This is a genomic window from Parasutterella secunda (genome assembly GCF_016901835.1).
Taxonomy (GTDB): Bacteria; Pseudomonadota; Gammaproteobacteria; order Burkholderiales; family Burkholderiaceae_F; genus Aphodousia; species Aphodousia faecavium.
Genome location: NZ_JACJKX010000008.1, coordinates 12,502 through 29,089 on the forward strand (window position 1 = coordinate 12,502; position 16,588 = coordinate 29,089).

The 16,588-nt window shown below is 49.0% G+C and carries 13 protein-coding genes and 1 tRNA gene; 5 read left to right on the top strand and 9 right to left on the bottom strand.

Going from position 1 to position 16,588, the window contains the following annotated elements; genetic code table 11:
* Window positions 1-2 precede the first annotated feature (2 nt).
* On the top strand, window positions 3-2,879 hold the full coding sequence (locus H5985_RS05315; protein ID WP_205050277.1) for a membrane protein insertase YidC: 2,877 nt from the start codon (window positions 3-5) through the stop codon (window positions 2,877-2,879).
* Window positions 2,880-2,960: 81 nt separating this feature from the next.
* On the opposite strand, the gene H5985_RS05320 is transcribed toward H5985_RS05315, so the two are convergent.
* The 8 genes from H5985_RS05320 to H5985_RS05360 all read right to left on the bottom strand — a co-directional run bounded on the left by H5985_RS05320 (window position 2,961) and on the right by H5985_RS05360 (window position 11,564).
* A complete protein-coding gene (locus tag H5985_RS05320) occupies window positions 2,961-4,370 on the bottom strand; it encodes an ATP-binding protein (protein WP_205050278.1) in 1,410 nt (469 codons plus the stop codon).
* A gap of 107 nt (window positions 4,371-4,477) precedes the next feature.
* On the bottom strand, window positions 4,478-4,660 hold the full coding sequence (locus tag H5985_RS05325; RefSeq protein ID WP_205050279.1) for a hypothetical protein: 183 nt from the start codon (window positions 4,658-4,660) through the stop codon (window positions 4,478-4,480).
* Window positions 4,661-4,710: 50 nt separating this feature from the next.
* The gene (locus H5985_RS05330; protein ID WP_239481628.1) at window positions 4,711-4,977 is read right to left on the bottom strand and encodes a hypothetical protein; all 267 of its coding nucleotides are present in this window, start codon (window positions 4,975-4,977) and stop codon (window positions 4,711-4,713) included.
* A gap of 125 nt (window positions 4,978-5,102) precedes the next feature.
* Complete coding sequence (locus H5985_RS05340; RefSeq protein ID WP_205050282.1) at window positions 5,103-8,279, bottom strand: efflux RND transporter permease subunit; 3,177 nt, start codon at window positions 8,277-8,279, stop codon at window positions 5,103-5,105.
* 12 nt (window positions 8,280-8,291) lie between these two features.
* The gene (locus H5985_RS05345; RefSeq protein WP_205050283.1) at window positions 8,292-9,374 is read right to left on the bottom strand and encodes an efflux RND transporter periplasmic adaptor subunit; all 1,083 of its coding nucleotides are present in this window, start codon (window positions 9,372-9,374) and stop codon (window positions 8,292-8,294) included.
* 198 nt (window positions 9,375-9,572) lie between these two features.
* The gene (dnaQ, locus tag H5985_RS05350; protein WP_205050284.1) at window positions 9,573-10,295 is read right to left on the bottom strand and encodes a DNA polymerase III subunit epsilon; all 723 of its coding nucleotides are present in this window, start codon (window positions 10,293-10,295) and stop codon (window positions 9,573-9,575) included.
* A 17-nt stretch (window positions 10,296-10,312) separates the two neighbouring features.
* Window positions 10,313-10,750, bottom strand: coding sequence for a ribonuclease HI (gene rnhA, locus H5985_RS05355; protein ID WP_205050285.1), 438 nt, complete (start codon window positions 10,748-10,750; stop codon window positions 10,313-10,315).
* A 73-nt stretch (window positions 10,751-10,823) separates the two neighbouring features.
* Window positions 10,824-11,564 (bottom strand): class I SAM-dependent methyltransferase, encoded by a 741-nt coding sequence (locus tag H5985_RS05360; RefSeq protein WP_205050286.1) that lies wholly within the window; start codon window positions 11,562-11,564, stop codon window positions 10,824-10,826.
* A gap of 134 nt (window positions 11,565-11,698) precedes the next feature.
* Here H5985_RS05360 and H5985_RS05365 point away from each other — a divergent pair, with 134 nt between their 5' ends.
* From H5985_RS05365 to H5985_RS05380, 4 genes are all read left to right on the top strand, one after another.
* Window positions 11,699-12,616 (top strand): Bug family tripartite tricarboxylate transporter substrate binding protein, encoded by a 918-nt coding sequence (locus tag H5985_RS05365; RefSeq protein WP_205050287.1) that lies wholly within the window; start codon window positions 11,699-11,701, stop codon window positions 12,614-12,616.
* 3 nt (window positions 12,617-12,619) lie between these two features.
* A complete protein-coding gene (locus H5985_RS05370) occupies window positions 12,620-13,081 on the top strand; it encodes a tripartite tricarboxylate transporter TctB family protein (RefSeq protein ID WP_205050288.1) in 462 nt (153 codons plus the stop codon).
* Between the two features lie 2 nt (window positions 13,082-13,083).
* Complete coding sequence (locus H5985_RS05375) at window positions 13,084-14,595, top strand: tripartite tricarboxylate transporter permease (protein WP_205050289.1); 1,512 nt, start codon at window positions 13,084-13,086, stop codon at window positions 14,593-14,595.
* Window positions 14,596-14,948: 353 nt separating this feature from the next.
* Window positions 14,949-16,409, top strand: a complete 1,461-nt coding sequence (locus H5985_RS05380) for a Fic family protein (protein ID WP_205050290.1) — start codon at window positions 14,949-14,951, stop codon at window positions 16,407-16,409.
* A 74-nt stretch (window positions 16,410-16,483) separates the two neighbouring features.
* Here the strand turns inward: H5985_RS05380 and H5985_RS05385 are convergent.
* Window positions 16,484-16,560: transfer RNA gene (locus H5985_RS05385), tRNA-Val, on the bottom strand.
* Window positions 16,561-16,588 lie beyond the last annotated feature (28 nt).

Consider the following 16,588-nt stretch of genomic DNA (forward strand, 5'->3'; position numbering starts at 1 on the left):
AAATGCTCGACTTTTTGTATACCCTTTTTATTGCCCCGCTTGAATTCTGGATGCACAAAGCGCTCCTTTGGGGATTTGATATTACTCAGCAGTGGGGCTGGGCCATCATCGTGATGAGTCTCATCGTCAACATTGTCATTTTGCCGATCTACATGAAGGCAGAAAGTTGGCAGGAAGATGAGCGGGCATTAAGAAAGAGCTTTGAAGAAAAAGAAGCGATGATTAAGCGCGCCTACAAGGGTCAGGAGCGCTTTGCGATGATCACGACGATGCATCGTCAGGCAGGCTACTCGCCGTTGCTTACTTTGCGCTCGAGTATCGGCTTTTTCCTGCAGATCCCATTTTTCTTTGCGGCTTATCATTTTTTGAGCCACTTTGAACCCCTGCAAGGGGTGAGCTTCATGGGGCTCACCGATCTGTCCAAGCCCGATGAGATCTTCTCCATCGGAGGCTTTGCGATTAACTTTATGCCGATATTGATGACCGTCATCAATATCGCAAGCGCCCTTATTTATACAAAAAATCTTTCCAAGCGCGATAAGTATCAGCTCTACGGCATGGCAGCGCTCTTCTTAGTTCTGCTTTATAACGCCGCAAGCGGCCTGGTGCTCTACTGGACGTTTAACAACATCTTCTCGCTCGGTAAAAACATTGTCTATGACCTTGTGCACCATTTCAGCAGGAAGCTTGCGGGTCTCTGGAAGAGTGTTTGCGCTCTCACTCGCCGTGCCTTTGCTTTTACCCGTGAGACAGACTCACGTCAGGCTCACGGCTGGATGGATGGGTATCTCGTTTATCTCTGGGCTTTCGCAACGCTTTTAGCCGTCTTAAGCAGCAATCAAATCACTCAACTCGGAGACGGCGCGAAGATGACGTTGAGCAGCGTCTCGGACTACGCTTTTGTGCTCCTTGCCCTTTTGAGCCTCGTTGAAGGCGTGCGCCTTAAAATCTGGAAGCATCCGATTGCCCTCGTTCTCGTACTCTTTTTCATCTACTACGAGATGTACACGTGGAGCAAGTGGAATTTCCTGGGCTCACACCGCCGTTACTTCTCGTTAAGCGCCGGGATCACGTTCCTTGCTGTCAGCCTGATTCTTACGAATCTCAAAGTGGGACTTGGAAAACTTCTTTATCCCACATCGGTTAAACCCGCAGCCCTTCTAACGCCGGCCGCCATTTGGCTTGTGATTCTTTTAAGCTTTTACCTCCCGGTTCAGGCTTATACAACTGCTCCTGAAGGCTTTTCCAGAATCGAAGAGGTGTTGGCGCTCCTTTTAGCCTGCATGTGTATTTCGGGCGTGTTCCTCTGGTGTATTACCAAACTTTCGCACCTAACGGGTTACGCGGACTGCGCGGGTTACACCTTGGCTTTCATTGCGCTTTTGATGACGGTCTACGCTTTCCTCTTACCGTTAAACGTAGGCACGATCCAAGCATTCATTATTGCCAACACCGATCCCTTATTCCGAACGTTTAACGTCGTGGTGGATTTGGCCGTTATCACAGTCTTTACTGCGCTTTTCGTTTTCCTCATTCGAAAAGGAAAAGTCGCTTGGGTGAAAACGCTTCTTGTGCTCTGTACCGTAGGCGGTCTTTTAAACACTGTGGTGATGCTCAAATCGTCTCAAGAAGCCTGGACGCGCGACGCTGAAAATGAGCAAAGTGTGGAATTGCCCGAATACAACGACAGACTCTTTGGGTTTACCAAAACGGGACACAACGTCGTTGTGGTGATGCTCGATGCCTTTGCGGGCCGCCACCTCGATCGAATTCTCGCTGAAAACCCGGCGCTCAACGACCAATACCGTGGCTTTACCTGGTATCGTGAAGCGATCTCTTCGGGCCCCTCCACGCTTTCGAGTCTGCCTTCGATCGTGTGCGGAGAAGCCTGTACGCCGTGGCAACTTAATAAAGAAACCGATCTGTCTCTGGCTGAGAAAATCAACCGCGGTTTTGCCGATACCTTAAACCGATTCGGAGACACGTACGATGCGGTTTTGTACGAACGCAACTGGACCGAACGAAATCGGCTGGCTAAATACACGGCGCATCAACCGCTTTTAATCCGCAACATCGGTGAGAGCTACATCAGACGCTTTACCGCACAAAATAATCTCACGATTGACCGCGGCAACAGCGACACGTTCTTAATCGCTGTGAGTGTTTTCAATGCCGTACCGTGGAGCTTGAAAAACTTCATCTATAAAGACGGCCGCTGGATTGAACGACTGATGGGTGAGAGTACCGCCGCGCTTGTCTATAACCTCTACCGTGACCTGGCGCTTTTTGAGCTCCTACCTGAGGTATCCAATACTCGTGCGCAAAAGAACACTTTTAAGTTCATTGACTCGGAGTTAAGTCACTATCCTTGGTTTACCGAACCCGGCTCCTGCAAAGTGCTCGATCATGAAACCCCGGGTACCCGCGCCGACGGCATCCCCGAAGGTCAAATGGCCGCTGAAGTCTGTTCGCTCACAACCCTCGGGCGCTGGTTTGATTGGATGCGCGCCGAAGGCATTTTCGATAACACCACGATCGTGGTGGTCTCGGACCACAGCTCGGGAAGCGTCCCGGAATTAAATCCGGTCATCAAAGCGCACGGCGTTATCGGTCGCCCAAGCTCATTGCTGCTCATCAAACCCAAAAACGGCAACCCGAACGATCCGATGAAGATTTCTGACGATCATCTGGGTATTTTGGATACGATGAAATTTATCTTTGCAGACGTTGAGAATACGGGGCCCGTGCGTGTGAACAGAGATGTTCGCTACACCTTTGTCCCCGACGGACAGACCGCCAATGAATACCGTACCGAACAATTCTGGGAGGTAAAAGGCTCGATGTTTGACAAGGATTCCTGGAAAAACATTACGCCTTAACAGAGAAAAACCGCTCCGAAAAAGTTAACACCGAACGCAAAAGGATGGGTTAACTTTTTCGGTTTCGCTCTGAAGAATTCTTTAATGCAACAACTCGTCCATTCCGACCAGATGCACGCAAGGGTCTTTTGAAGCCATTTTAAGCAAAGCATCTTCAAAACCGCTGCTGGAAAAAATCCAAAAATCAAAAGTGGCACCGTCGGCAACAGGCAATTGACTGCACTTCGCTTGAAGTGATCTCAACACTTTTACCCCGATTTTTTGATTTCTGTATTTACACTCACCAAGCAGACAATGTTGACGATTGTGATCGGCTCCGACCAGATCTATTTCAGTGCTGTCCTTCCACCAACGGCCAAAATAAGCTAAGCGCAAGGGTAGTTTTCCTGCCAAGCCCAAACGCATCAGATATTGTTTACAGACCTCCTCAAACGCTTCGGAAGCAAATTCTGCGAAAGACGGTTCAACGCCGGCTTCCCATTCTGACAGAGCCTCTTTTCGAGTCATGATCAGTGTCGGATTGTTGGTTAAAAAGCGAAACCAAAATTTGATGTAGGGATCTGCGATACGATAAAGACCTCTGGAGGCATTACCCAAGTCTCCCGGACCACTGAAAACCGAAAATTCCTTCTTAACGAAATCCATATCCTCCAACACAGCCAGATATTTGCTCAAGGTACGGGAATCCACCAAACTTTTTTGAGCGATTTCACTTCGAGAAGTCGCTCCGAAAGCAATGCTTTGGAGAATGGCGTTGTAGGTTGCCGGATCTCGGAACTCTTGCCTTAAAACAGACTGGGCTTCATCATTGAGAAAACCATTGGCCCGCAAAAGGTTAGCCGCGAGGTTTTCTGTCATGGATCGCCTGGGGTCGAGTCCTTGCCAAAAGTACGGAATACCGCCTAAAGAGGCATACCCACGGAAAATGTCATCGGCACTGTAGGAGGGTACAAATTCCGCAACGGTTTGAAAAGGCAGTGGGCGCACTTTCATGATGGTTCCTGCACGGCCGTAAAGCGGATTTTTTTCTCCAAGAACCTCTTTGGCGATAAACGACACTGCACTGCCGCACAGAATTAACAAGATATTTTGCTGCGACAGCTCTTCATCCCAGAGCACTTGCAATTCAGAAAGAATCGAAGGTCGTTCCTTGGCAATGTACTGAAATTCATCAATCACGATCACTTTACGGTTTGCTGAATCCCCTGAGGCTAAAGCTTTAAAGGCTCCCGCCCAATCAAGAAATCGTTGATTGGGATTACAACAAAACTTTCCGACCGCCTGAGAAAATTGCTCTAACTGATACGGATCTTTCCATGCTCTGGCCGTGTAGAAAAAAACGTTTTTACCCTGACAAAATTTTTGAATGAGTGCAGTTTTACCGACACGTCGGCTACCATAAATAATCGCCATTTCAGCTCTTTGACTGTAAAAAGCATCTTCAAGCGATTCAAGTTCACCTGCACGACCGAAAAAATGCATTTCTCTCATTGCTAATCCTCTGTTTTTATTAGCAGATTATAATCTGCCAGATTTAAATCTGCCAGAATATAATCTTCAGATTCGATGAACAACGAATAAGGTTCTAAAACGCACTATTACCACATAATGTATTTTTTGATTTCTTTTCTTCTTTTTTGAGTTTCCGATGTAGGTTGTTGCTCAATTTCATCGAGCAATTGTTGAAAGGCTCGTTTACTAAGAATAATTTTTTCAGATTGACAAAAATGCCGCTCAAAATTCAGTCGTAGCCCATCACGAATGATGTCTGTTTTCGTCATATGCTCTGTACTCCAGGTCAATTAATCCTGACAACATAGCTCCATGATACTCAAAAAGTTTGATCGACGACCGTCAGTTTGTCATTTTCGCAAAGCCAAGAAGGACGCTGATTATCGGTGACCACATAAATGTGGTTGATCCAAGGAATGTACCGATCAACCGACCTTAGAGAATATTTCAACTCGTTATTGTCAATGTATCGTAACTCGCCAAAGTTCGACTCATCCCAGGGCAATCCCATCTTAGCCAATAATTGTTTTTTTCTTGGCTGCAAAAGCAGGATCGCTACCATCGCACCGAAGATAAACAACGTCAATCGGATCTTCAGACGTAATCATTTTCCGACTAAAATAGTTTCTAAGGCAAAAGAGGTGCGAAAGATGCGCACCTCTTCTGACTTTCGGCTATAAGAGACTTCAGTCAATCCGATTCTGAAAATTCCTAATTCTTATTTTTTTGTTCAGGTTCATCGGACTTTTCCGGATGACTCAAAAAGGGCGAAGCCGCTTCATCGTCATCTTCTTCACGCCGCACGGGTTTCTTGGAAACAAACCACGTGAAATACACCGGCACAAAGATAATGGCGATAAACGTCGCAACCAACATGCCGCCCAACACACCAGTGCCCATCGACTGGCGAGCTGCGGCACCTGGGCCTGTGGCCAACGCAAGCGGTACCACACCTAGAATAAAGGCAAAGGACGTCATCAAAATCGGACGCAAACGAAGGGAAGCTGCTTCAAGAGCTGCATCAAAGACACTCTTACCCTGCTCCAACTTCTGAGCCGCAAATTCCACAATCAAAATGGCATTTTTAGCCGACAGCCCCACCAGAACCAACAAACCGATCTGGAAATAAATATCGTTTGATAAGCCCCGACAATACGTGGCAATCAACGCTCCCAAGACGGCAAACGGCACGGCAAGCACAACCGCAATCGGCAAGGACCACCGTTCATACTGCGCGGCCAAAATCAAAAACACCACAATGATGCCGAAAATGAAAGCGGTCGAAGCCGAAGCGCCCAGGCGTTTTTCTTGGAAGGCTTGCCCCGTCCAACCGATAGCATAGCCTTCTGGGAGTACTTCATTGGCAATGCGTTCAACCTCGGCAATAGCTTCACCGGAGCTGACTCCTGCCACTGCTTCACCCATAAAGCGCGCAGCGAGATACCCGTTCATTCTCGACATGGTTTCTGCGCCCGACGTTCTTTCCCAAGAAATGAGCGTTGACATCGGGATCATTTCGCCTTCATTATTTCGCACCCACGAGCGCCCCAAGTCATCGGGTTTCATACGATAAGGGGCATCGGCCTGCATGATCACGCGGTTGATCTTACCGTTGCGGGTAAAGTCATTGATGTAGGTGCTGCCCATGAAGGCTGCAAGCGTATCGTAAATATCCGAAATCGATACCCCCATCGCAAGCGCTTTGGCTTCATCGACTTTGACTAAAAGCATGGGCGATTCGGCCATGGCGGTATGGCGCAGACCGGTTAAGACGGGCGAGCGTTGCAACTCGTCGATAAAGTTATCGGCTACTTGCTGCAACTGCACCGGATCGTCGCTTTCTCTAGACTGCAAAAAGCCCGAGAAGCCGCCCGAAGACCCCAGGCCGCGAATCGGTGCGGGGGTTGAAGCCGTTGCCCGCCCTTCGGTAATGTCTTCTGCCATCTTCGTGAGAATTCTCACCACATCATTGGCGGTATTTTGCCGTTCATCCCAAAGTTTTAACTTCAGCACAAAGGTCGCGGCATTTTGACGCGTGTCGTTTGCGACCGTATCAAAACCGGTCAGCGTCAAAACGGATTCCACGCCTTCAATCTGACCCATTTTCCTTTGCAGTTCATCGGAGACGCGCTCGGTTCTGGACTGTGATGCCCCTTCGGGCAAGGACAAACTCAAGCGCACCACGCCTTGGTCTTCGCGCGGCACAAATGAGGTCGGCGTAATCTGCACCATCTGCCAGCAGGCGGCAATCACCGCAATGAGTACCACACCGCTTGCCACTCTGTGATGAAGCGCCAAACCCACCACGCGCTGAAAGAGTTTGGTCACACGACCCAAGCCATGATTGAAACGCTTGAAAAAGCCCGACGGGTCTTTCTTTCGGGGTTTGAGCAAAATCGCACAAAGTGCGGGCGTAAGAGTCAACGCCACAAAACCGGAAATTGCCACCGAAATCGTAATCGTGACGGCAAACTGACGGTAGAGTTCGCCTGCCATGCCACCCAAAAAGGCCACCGGCACAAACACAGCCGAGAGTACCAAAACAATAGCCACCAAGGCGCCTGCCACTTCTTTCATGGCGCGCTTGGCTGCCGTTCTGGCCGATACCCCCTCTGAGACCATAATACGTTCAACGTTTTCCAGCACCACAATGGCGTCGTCCACCACGATACCGATGGCAAGCGTCATGGCAAAAAGCGTGAGCGTATTAAGTGAAAAGTCAAAAGCCCACAGCCCCACCATCGTACCGATCAGTGATACCGGTACGGCAATCATGGGAATTAATGTGGCGCGCCAACTTTGCAAAAACACATACACTACGAGCAGCACCAATAGACCGGCTTCAATCAAGGTCTTACCCACTTCGCTTAACGAAGCCGAGACGAAAATCGTCGTATCGTCGGTTACCGTGTGGGTGATACGGCCTTTGGGATAATGTTGCGCTAATTCTGCAATACGCTCTTTGACAAGCTCAGCCGTACTCATGGCGTTAGCGCCCGTCTGCAGATAAACGGCTACCGTAATAGCGGGTTCATTGTTTAAAAGATTGTATGAGTCGTAGCTTCGCTTACCCACCTCCACCCGGGCGATATCCTTTAAGCGAATAATGCCCTCGGGGCCATCTGAGCGAATCGTGATGTTGCCGAACTCTTCAGCCGTCAGGAGTTGACCTTCGGTGGTCACCGTGTAAAAAAGCTGTTGCTCGGGCGTTGTGGGTGCGGCGCCCACGCGACCGGCTGCATACTGATAGTTCTGAATATCAACGGCATTTTCCACATCACCCACTGTGACGCCCAAAAGCGCCATCTTGTCGGGATTGAGCCAAATGCGCATAGCGCCTTGCACGTTACCGAAGATGCTCACGTCGCCCACGCCCGGGATACGCTTTAAGTCATCGACGATATTAAGCGTGGCGTAGTCAGCCATCTGCGTAGGGTTCATCGAGCGGTCGGGTGACGTCAACGCCATCATCAAAAGCGTTTCTTCCGAGCGCTTTCTCACCGTGACGCCGTTTTGCCGCACGGACTCCGGCAGTCGTCTTTCAGCCGTTCTCACACGGTTATTGATTTCAAGCATGGCATCGTTTGGATCGATGCCCACTTCAAAGGTACAGGAAATGCGCACATCGCCATTGGAGCGAAGGGAAGTCGTGTAGTACTGCAACCCTTCAATGCCCGAGAGCTGATCTTCGATCGGTGCAGCAATCGTACGAGCCAGAGTCTGAGCATCGGCTCCTTCGTAGCTTGTCGAAATCGAGACACTCGGAGGCGAAATATCCGGGTATTGAGAAAGCGGCAGAATACGCACGGCCACAAGCCCCGCGAGCACGATCAGAATCGACATCACGGAGGCAAGAATCGGACGACGGATACACAATTGAGACAGCATCTTGATCCCCGACTACGGTTTGGCAGACTCTGATTGCAGTTGCGGCTGATCAGAGGGCGTTTTTTCGGTGACGCGAATACCGTCTCTGAGGCGCAAAATCTGATTGGTAATCACTTTGTCACCGGGATTGAGACCCTTCGTGACAATCCAATCCTTACCTTCCCAATTGCCGAGTTCCACTCCGCGCTCCTGAGCCGTTCCATCCTGGATCACATAAACGGCGTACGTTCCGTCGGACTTTTGTCTGACAACCCCTTGGGGCACAAGGTAGGCGTTTTGATATTCGCCCAACATCAGTCGGACCTGCACGTACTGGCCGGGCAACAATTTATCGGTCGCCGGCAACACCGCACGAAGCCGTAAAGTTCCCCGATCGGCATCGACCTGTTGACTGATAAAGTCAAGTTTTGCCGGTAGAAACTCAGTGGAATCGGGTAAAAACACCCGCACGAGATTATCTTTTTTAAGTACGGCTCCCTGAAGAGCTTTATCACCGATTGCAAAAGAGACGCGAAGCGACTGAGGTTGAGTAATGGAAGTTAAAAGTGTGGTTCCGGCCGTAATCAGAGAACCGATATTGACTTCACTTTTCCCGGCAATACCGTCTACCGGTGCGGGCACCATGGCGTGCGAGAGATCAATCCGGGCGTTTTCCTCTTGGGCTTGCGCAAGAGCCAGCGCACTTTTGGCAATGCCCAAGGCACTTTGGGCATCGTCGTACTCCTGGCGGCTCACGGCGTTGACTTTAATTAACTCCGAAGCACGTTTGGCATCACGCCGGGCTTTGATGAGTTCTGTCTTAGCCTGTTGAGTCTGGGCTTTGGCTTGTCTGAGTTGCGCTTCATAGGGATCTTTTTCAATTTCAAACAAGGTTTGGCCGGCTTTCACCACTTCCCCTTCTTTGAAATTAAGCTTACGAAGAACACCCGAGACCTGAGCACGAACCTCTACTTCTTCAGCCCCCTCGGTTTGCCCGAACGTATCTATCCAACGTATGGCCGTGGTGGGCACCGCTGTCATCGTTGCAACTTCTACCGGGGGCCTTTCGGCGGTGGTTTTCTTTTCGCCGCACCCTGCTAAAGTAAGTGCGGCCATAACGGATATCACTACAACAGACTTCAAATGCATTCTTGAGAACCGGTTTCATTAATTGAACTGGTTAATGTTACCTTAAGGATTTCGTTCTCACATTAGGATAAATACAGTCTCAACAGCTTGATTTTGTAACAAATAGTGCTCTTTAACCTATTTTTGACACATTTTTGTCTTCAATAGCGTTTTTTTGACAAATGTTTAACTTGCAGATTGCTCAGTATCAGCCTCGGTTTTCCAAACCAGATTACCTTTACTTTCTTTATCAATCGCTTGAAGTGTTTTCAAATGCAGTGCCTCTTCCTCAGCGCTCGCTTTGACCACACGAAGCTTGCTGACATCAGGCATCGGCGGCAGACTCTTCATGTCAACCGAGGAGATATCGAGCGACTCCTGGCCTCGGGTCATGGCCAAATAAACCTGAGCGAGAAGCTTGGCGTCAATTAAGGCACCGTGAAGCGTACGGTCGGTATTGTTAATCCCATAGGCTGAGCACAATGCGTCCAAACTCACGCGCTGCCCCGGACGAAGTGATTTGGCTAAGGGAAGCGTATCCAACACACCTTCGCAGTAGTCGGTTATCGGGCCCTTGCCCAGGCGCGCCAATTCCATGTTGAGGTAGGCCACGTCAAACGCAGCGTTATGAATGATGAGCTGACTGCCTTTAATGAAGGCCAGAAAATCGTCCACAATATCAATAAAGTAAGGCTTACCCTTTAACTTATCCCACGTGTAGCCGTGAACTTTGGCAGCGCCCTCTTCAACCTCTCGCTCCGGGTCAATGAGTTTGTAGAACGTTCTTTTCGTAATGGAGCGGCCGACAATTTCCACACAACCGATGGAAATCAAGCGGTTTCCTGCTTCAATATCCATACCGGTCGTTTCGGTATCAAGTGCCACCTGACGGTGATATGTTTGAGCCATTTTCAAAAAATCCTTTTTTAACGAGGAACACCGCGATTGGCCAATTCATCAGCTTTTTCATTGCCGGGTTCACCTGCGTGTCCCTTTACCCAGCGCCACTCAATATCGTGAGAGCTCACCAATTCATCGAGCTTTTGCCACAATTCGACATTTTTCACGGGTTTGCCGGCTGCAGTCTTCCAACCCCGACGTTTCCAATTGGGCATCCATTCAAGAATACCGTTTTTAACGTATTGACTGTCTAAGTGTAAAACCATCGGAACAGGGCGTTTGACGGCCGACAACGCTTCGATCACGGCCGTTAATTCCATCTGATTGTTGGTGGTTTCTCTCTCGCCGCCGCAGAGTTCAAGCGTTTTCTCACCCCACACAAGGTAAGCGCCCCAACCGCCCGGGCCGGGATTGCCTTTGCACGCGCCGTCTGTCCACAGGTGTAATTTACGTTCTTTATCCATGGGTATGTCTTTTGTTGAAAAGACGTATTGTAGCCATTAGAAAATCAGGTTTGCGTCTATGCATGGTAGGGCATCACTGTTGAACCTGATTTCTTGTAGCGACCGTCTGTCCGCCCCAACCTTTTTTGAGCATAGCGCCCTGCGGCATGAGTTTACCGATGAGGCTCGGTTTTTCTTCTTTTTTGATGGCGCTCAGCATATAGACATTAGACAGAGCAGGCCACCAGCGATCCCCTGCTTTCTCGCACCACCCCCATCGGGCAAGCTTCTGAGGATTGTCACTCAATGAAGGGCAGTACACACCGAAGCGCCCCCGATCCACAATGGCATGGGGCTGACACTGACTTTTGACCTCTGCCACACTCAAGGGCTTGAAATGAATGTCTGCGCTGAGGTTAATAAGTTTGTCTTTTTTGCGAACGCACCACGGTCCCCAAGGGTTAAAACTTAAGACAATGAGACGGCCCTCGGGAGCCAAAACTCGGAAAATCTCATTGAAAAATTGTCCGGAATCGGTCACCCATTCGCTTGCGTGAGCGCAGACGACCAAATCAAAGCTTGCTTCTCTGAAAGGAAGGTTCTCGTAATTGAGGCGAAGTTTTGCACACTCGCCGACATTGTCGGGAAATGAGCGTTGCACTGCCAAAATCCGGCTCTCATGCGGCGCATTTCTCAAGAGCGACCCGTAAGGCGCCCCTAGCTGCAGGGCGTTGTCGCCCGAGCACTCAGCAAGCAGTGCATCCATCTGTGCCGCCTCCCAGCGACGCACCAAGAGGCCTGCGGCCGTACTAAAAAAATTCGAAAGCAACGGCATGGTTAAAATCCAAAACTCTTACTCCGAAAGTTACTTCAACTGAGAGTCTGAGTCAAACATTTTGTTTTTTCGACTCTACAATTAGAGAAGTGTTTTCATTTCTTTCGACTATGCTCACACGCAGAATTTTTTCATTGGCTTTAGCCGCTCTGAGTACGCCCGCACTGGCCCGCCCCAGGAGCACGAAAATAGTCGTGCCCTATCCGGCAGGCGGCCCCCTTGATGCAGCCGCGCGTATTCTGGCCGAAGCATTAAAGAAAACTCACGGACGCGTGATTGTGGATAATCGCCCGGGCGCGGCCGGTGCCCGAGGCATGTTGGAAGTCAAAGCGGCCGATGCTGACGGCAAAACACTGGCAATCGGGGCGCTCGCCACTTTAGTGGTCAATCCCCTTTTATTTAACGATTTACCCTACCGGCCGCAAGACTTTGCGCCCGTTTGTCTTTTAAGTGACGCCCCCAATGTACTTGTCATGACCGAAAAAACCATGGCAAAAATCGGTATCAACAATGCAGCTGACCTCTTTGACTACATTAAGGCCAACCCTGGGAAACTTAATTGCGCCTCGGGCGGCACGGGCTCAGCCGGCCACATTGTCAATGCCATTCTTGCCTCGCAGTCTCTGAATACCACGCACGTACCCTATGCGGGAGCGATGGCAGCTCAACTTTCCGTTCTCTCGGGTGAGACGGATCTGATGTTTGATAATTTCGGCAGCGCCCGAGCGGCCATCGCAGACGGCAGACTTCGAGTGCTCGCTCAAACACAAGGCGAAGCGTTGCCTGAAATAAAAGCTCCAACCTTAAAGTCACTTGGCATTGACTGTGATGTCTCCACTTGGTTCGGCTTAGTCGCTCCCAAGTCAACACCTGAAAAAGTCAGAGAAGACATTTTCCTTGAAATTCAAAAAATCTTAAGCGACGCGAAAACCCGCGAGCGGTTTGAACGCTCGGCCGGTCCCGTCAGACTTTTAGACCACCGAGCCTATGCAAAATGGATTGAGTCGGAGCAGGTAAAATACCTCTCGTTTCTCAAAACGCTTCGTATTTAACCGATGTTTAATGCTCGTCTGTCCCGCGACACAATCGGGGGATTATTTTTTGCTGCGATTGGCTTGAGCTTTGTTCTGGCCGGCAGCGACTTACCCATGGGAGAAGCTTCTCGCATGGCTTCGGGCTACTTCCCGAGGCTTTTGGGCTATGCCCTGATCTTTTTAGGTTTACTCATCAGTCTCAAAGGAACTTTTTCAAAAAAGCGTCCTCATGAAGTGATCTACCGCTTTGCCCTCAAAGAAGTCCTGATTTTGACGACAGCGCTTTTACTTTTTGCCTTCCTGCTTGAACCCGCCGGCCTTCTGGCTTCACTTTCCCTGTTGGTTTTTATTTCATCATTTGCTTGGCAGGAGCGCACCATTAAAGAAGCACTCGCATTAACGCTGGTGATCGATCTTTTGATGATCGCTATCTTTGTGGGAGGCATCGGTTTGGAAATTAACCTCTGGCCTCAAGGGTGGTAAGCGTGACCGACCTCATCAACCACCTTCTCATCGGTTTTCAAAGCGCTCTGACGCTTGCCAATGTCGGCTACTGCTTTTTAGGGGTACTGATCGGCACATTGGTGGGAGTCCTCCCGGGACTGGGACCCGTGGCGACTCTTGCGCTTTTGTTGCCGCTTACTTACGCCCTTGACCCGACTGCTGCCGTGATCATGCTTGCAGGCATCTATTACGGCAGCCAATACGGAGGCTCCACCACCGCTATTCTTATGAACATTCCCGGAGAAGCGGCCTCTCTTGTTACCTGCATTGACGGTCATCAATTAGCACGCAAAGGTCGTGCGGGCAGTGCACTGGGCGTGGCGGCGCTTGCAAGTTTTGCCGCCGGCTGCGTAGCCACGCTTTTGATTGCCATGGCAAGCCCCGTACTTTCCGAGGTCGCACTTTATTTCGGTGCCGCTGAATACTTCAGCCTTATGGTACTGGGTTTAGTCGGCGCCGTTGCGCTTTCCAACGGCGACATCTTAAAGGCCATTGCCATGGTCATCACCGGACTTTTATTAGGATTGGTGGGCACCGACATCAATACCGGGGAGCTGCGCTTCACGCTCGATACACTTACTCTTCAGGACGGAATTGACTTTGCCGTGATTTCCATGGGGTTTTACGGCGTGGCTGAAATCGTTAAAAACCTGCAGGTCATGGTCGCAAGCCCTTCTTATCACACCATACCCATTTCGTCACCTTGGCCCGATAAAAAAGACCTTACCGAAAGCGCGGGCGCCATGGCTCGCGGCACGGTTTTAGGTAGTCTCCTGGGACTTTTACCGGGGGGCGGCGCCATGCTTTCTTCTTTTGCGGCCTACACGGTTGAAAAACGAATCAAAAAAGATAACGAACCGAAGGTAGGCGAAGGCAACATCCGTGCAGTAGCGGGGCCTGAGGCCGCCAATAACGCGGGCGCACAAACGAGTTTCATTCCTATGCTTACTTTAGGAATTCCTTCTAATGCGGTGATGGCTCTTTTAATGGGTGCTTTAATCATTCAAAACATTACCCCGGGCCCGCAAGTCATGCACACCAATCCGGAGCTTTTCTGGGGACTGATCGTTTCCATGTGGATCGGAAACCTCTTTTTGGTGGTTTTAAATCTGCCGCTTGCAGGCCTTTGGGTACAGATGCTTAAAATCCCCTACCGCCTTTTGTATCCTGCCATTATCGCTGTCTGTGCAATCGGGGTTTATTCCATCAATTACAACGTCTACGATATTGTGTTAATGAGTGCCTTTGCGATTTTGGGGTACGTCTTTTACCAACTTCGTTGTGAACCTGCTCCCCTTATCCTCGGATTTGTTCTCGGCCCGATGATGGAAGAAAACCTCAGGCGCGCCATGCTCCTGTCCAGAGGGGATCCCTCTGTATTCTTAACAAGTCCTATTTCAGCAGTATTGCTCGCTATCGCGTGCATTCTTTTATTGGTCACGGTTTTACCTCAGTGGCAAAAGACCAGACAGACTGTTTTTAACGAAGACTGACGCCTGAAATTAAAAAATCTTGGGACATTTCTTACTTTTTGTTTTTTGAAGAACACTTCAAAATATTAATTCCTCACACCTTAAAACTATAAAAATCTCCGTTATAAACGGCTAAAAATATCGAAAATTAGCATACTGTAACGGAGATTTTTATCACCATTGTCATAAAAGACTCTCAATTTCAAATTTTGAGCAAAATTTTATGGATTTTCTTAATTTGAATAAAAATTCAAGATATTTCTGCAAATTGAATAAAATATTTATAAATATTTTAAAAATTAACTTTTTTTGAGTTGTCTATGATTTTTTCAACCGATTTTCAGTCAAATGACAAAAAAATTGGATACAGCTTTTTGAAGTCTAAACTGCAATTAGCTGTTTTTGAGCCGAAGGTTGCCGCTGAACTGAGTGCATCCGTCACCAGTTTGATCCGCAAAGATGCCATATTGCTAGTCCCGAGTCGATATCGACTGCAACCGGACGATTTGGTCGGACATGTCCTTTTTGCCCTCAAACACGAAGGCATTAATTTGCAGATATTGTCTGAGGCGTTGCGTCACATCTCAGAAGAATCACTATTAAATTCCATCAGTTCAAAACTGTCCGGGAGTTATCAGCGGAAATTGGGCTATTTATGGGAATTTTTCAATGGCAAAGAACTGCCCGTCACGATTCCCGCCAATACTCGCTATATCAAACTATTTAATGAGAATCGATATGTCACCGGCTGCGGAATTAAAAATACGAAGTGGCGTGTTATTTTCAACGGATTGGGCAATTTACATTATTGTCCGACGGTGGAAAAAACTGAAAAAATTCAAGCTGCCCTAGAAAATAACGTGTTGGATCGTGTGCGGGATTATTTGACTCAAATCGGCAGAGTCAATGCTGATCGCGCTCTGCAGTGGGCCTATTTAAGTGAAACGGAAAGCAGTTATGCAATCGAAGGCGAAAAGCCTGACATGAGCAAATCTGAACGCTTTGTCAGACTGTTAGAGCACGCCCATGACAATACTCCATTAACAGAAGACTATCTGTGTGACCTCCAGAATCAGGTCATTTCCAATCCTTTCGATATGGCCTTTTCCTATCGCACGGAACAAAATTGGCTCTCAAACGGCGGACGTGGCGCCCTGGGCGTCTCCTACGTTCCCCCGAGTCCGGAATGCCTGGAAGACTTAATGGCCGCGTTCTTAGATATGGCCAATCAACTTCCGAAACAAGTCGACCCTGTTATTGCGGCTTCTGTTACGTCTTTTGGATTCGTGTTTTTGCATCCGTTTATGGATGGAAACGGCAGACTTTCGCGCTTTCTCTTTCATCGGCAACTGTGTTCGTCCGGGCAATTGCAAAAAGGGCAGTTGTTGCCCGTCTCAGTTGCAATGAAATCGTCGGAAGAAAAATACCTGAACACATTGGAAGAATTCTCAAAACCCAGTCGAGCTTTGTGGTCAGTCATGTGGATTACCGATCATGACTTCGACTTTCGATTCAAAGGAAGTCCGGCGATCTACCGCTACTGGGACGCAACTTCCTGCGCAGAATTCGGGCTGGAAATGGCACAAGAAGCGTTGGACAAACACCTGCGCCAAGAGGTTAACTACTTAATGTGTTTCGACGAAATTCATCGGGCGGTGAGTCAAAGGTACGACATTCGAGAAACGATCCTGCACCACCTGATTAACGGATGTTTGGATCTGAACGGCATCGTCTCCAAAAATTTTCGGAAACGCTACGCAGATCGAGTAGAAAGCGGTATTTTTGATTTTGTTGAAAAAGTCACGAAAGAAGCACTTGTGCGGCACGCCGAATGAGCGAAAGACAGTGCGCCGCCAGGCGCACGAAAACAAAAAAGGAACCTGAAACCAGATTCCTTTTTCAAAAATTTTGGTAGGCACGATTGGACTCGAACCAACGACCCCCACCATGTCAAGGTGATGCTCTAACCAACTGAGCTACGTGCCTGTTGCGAGTTGCGTATATTATCAGAGGA

Bases quoted from the DNA above. Each gene is read 5' to 3' on its own strand.
- H5985_RS05360 (WP_205050286.1), bottom strand. From the start codon at position 11,564: ATGCCGTTGCTTTCGAATTTTTTTAGTACGGCCGCAGGCCTCTTGGTG.
- H5985_RS05345 (WP_205050283.1), bottom strand. From the start codon at position 9,374: ATGGCCGCACTTACTTTAGCAGGGTGCGGCGAAAAGAAAACCACCGCC.
- H5985_RS05325 (WP_205050279.1), bottom strand. From the start codon at position 4,660: ATGACGAAAACAGACATCATTCGTGATGGGCTACGACTGAATTTTGAG.
- H5985_RS05370 (WP_205050288.1), top strand. From the start codon at position 12,620: ATGTTTAATGCTCGTCTGTCCCGCGACACAATCGGGGGATTATTTTTT.
- H5985_RS05320 (WP_205050278.1), bottom strand. From the start codon at position 4,370: ATGAGAGAAATGCATTTTTTCGGTCGTGCAGGTGAACTTGAATCGCTT.
- H5985_RS05315 (WP_205050277.1), top strand. From the start codon at position 3: ATGCTCGACTTTTTGTATACCCTTTTTATTGCCCCGCTTGAATTCTGG.
- dnaQ (WP_205050284.1), bottom strand. From the start codon at position 10,295: ATGGCTCAAACATATCACCGTCAGGTGGCACTTGATACCGAAACGACC.
- H5985_RS05340 (WP_205050282.1), bottom strand. From the start codon at position 8,279: ATGCTGTCTCAATTGTGTATCCGTCGTCCGATTCTTGCCTCCGTGATG.
- rnhA (WP_205050285.1), bottom strand. From the start codon at position 10,750: ATGGATAAAGAACGTAAATTACACCTGTGGACAGACGGCGCGTGCAAA.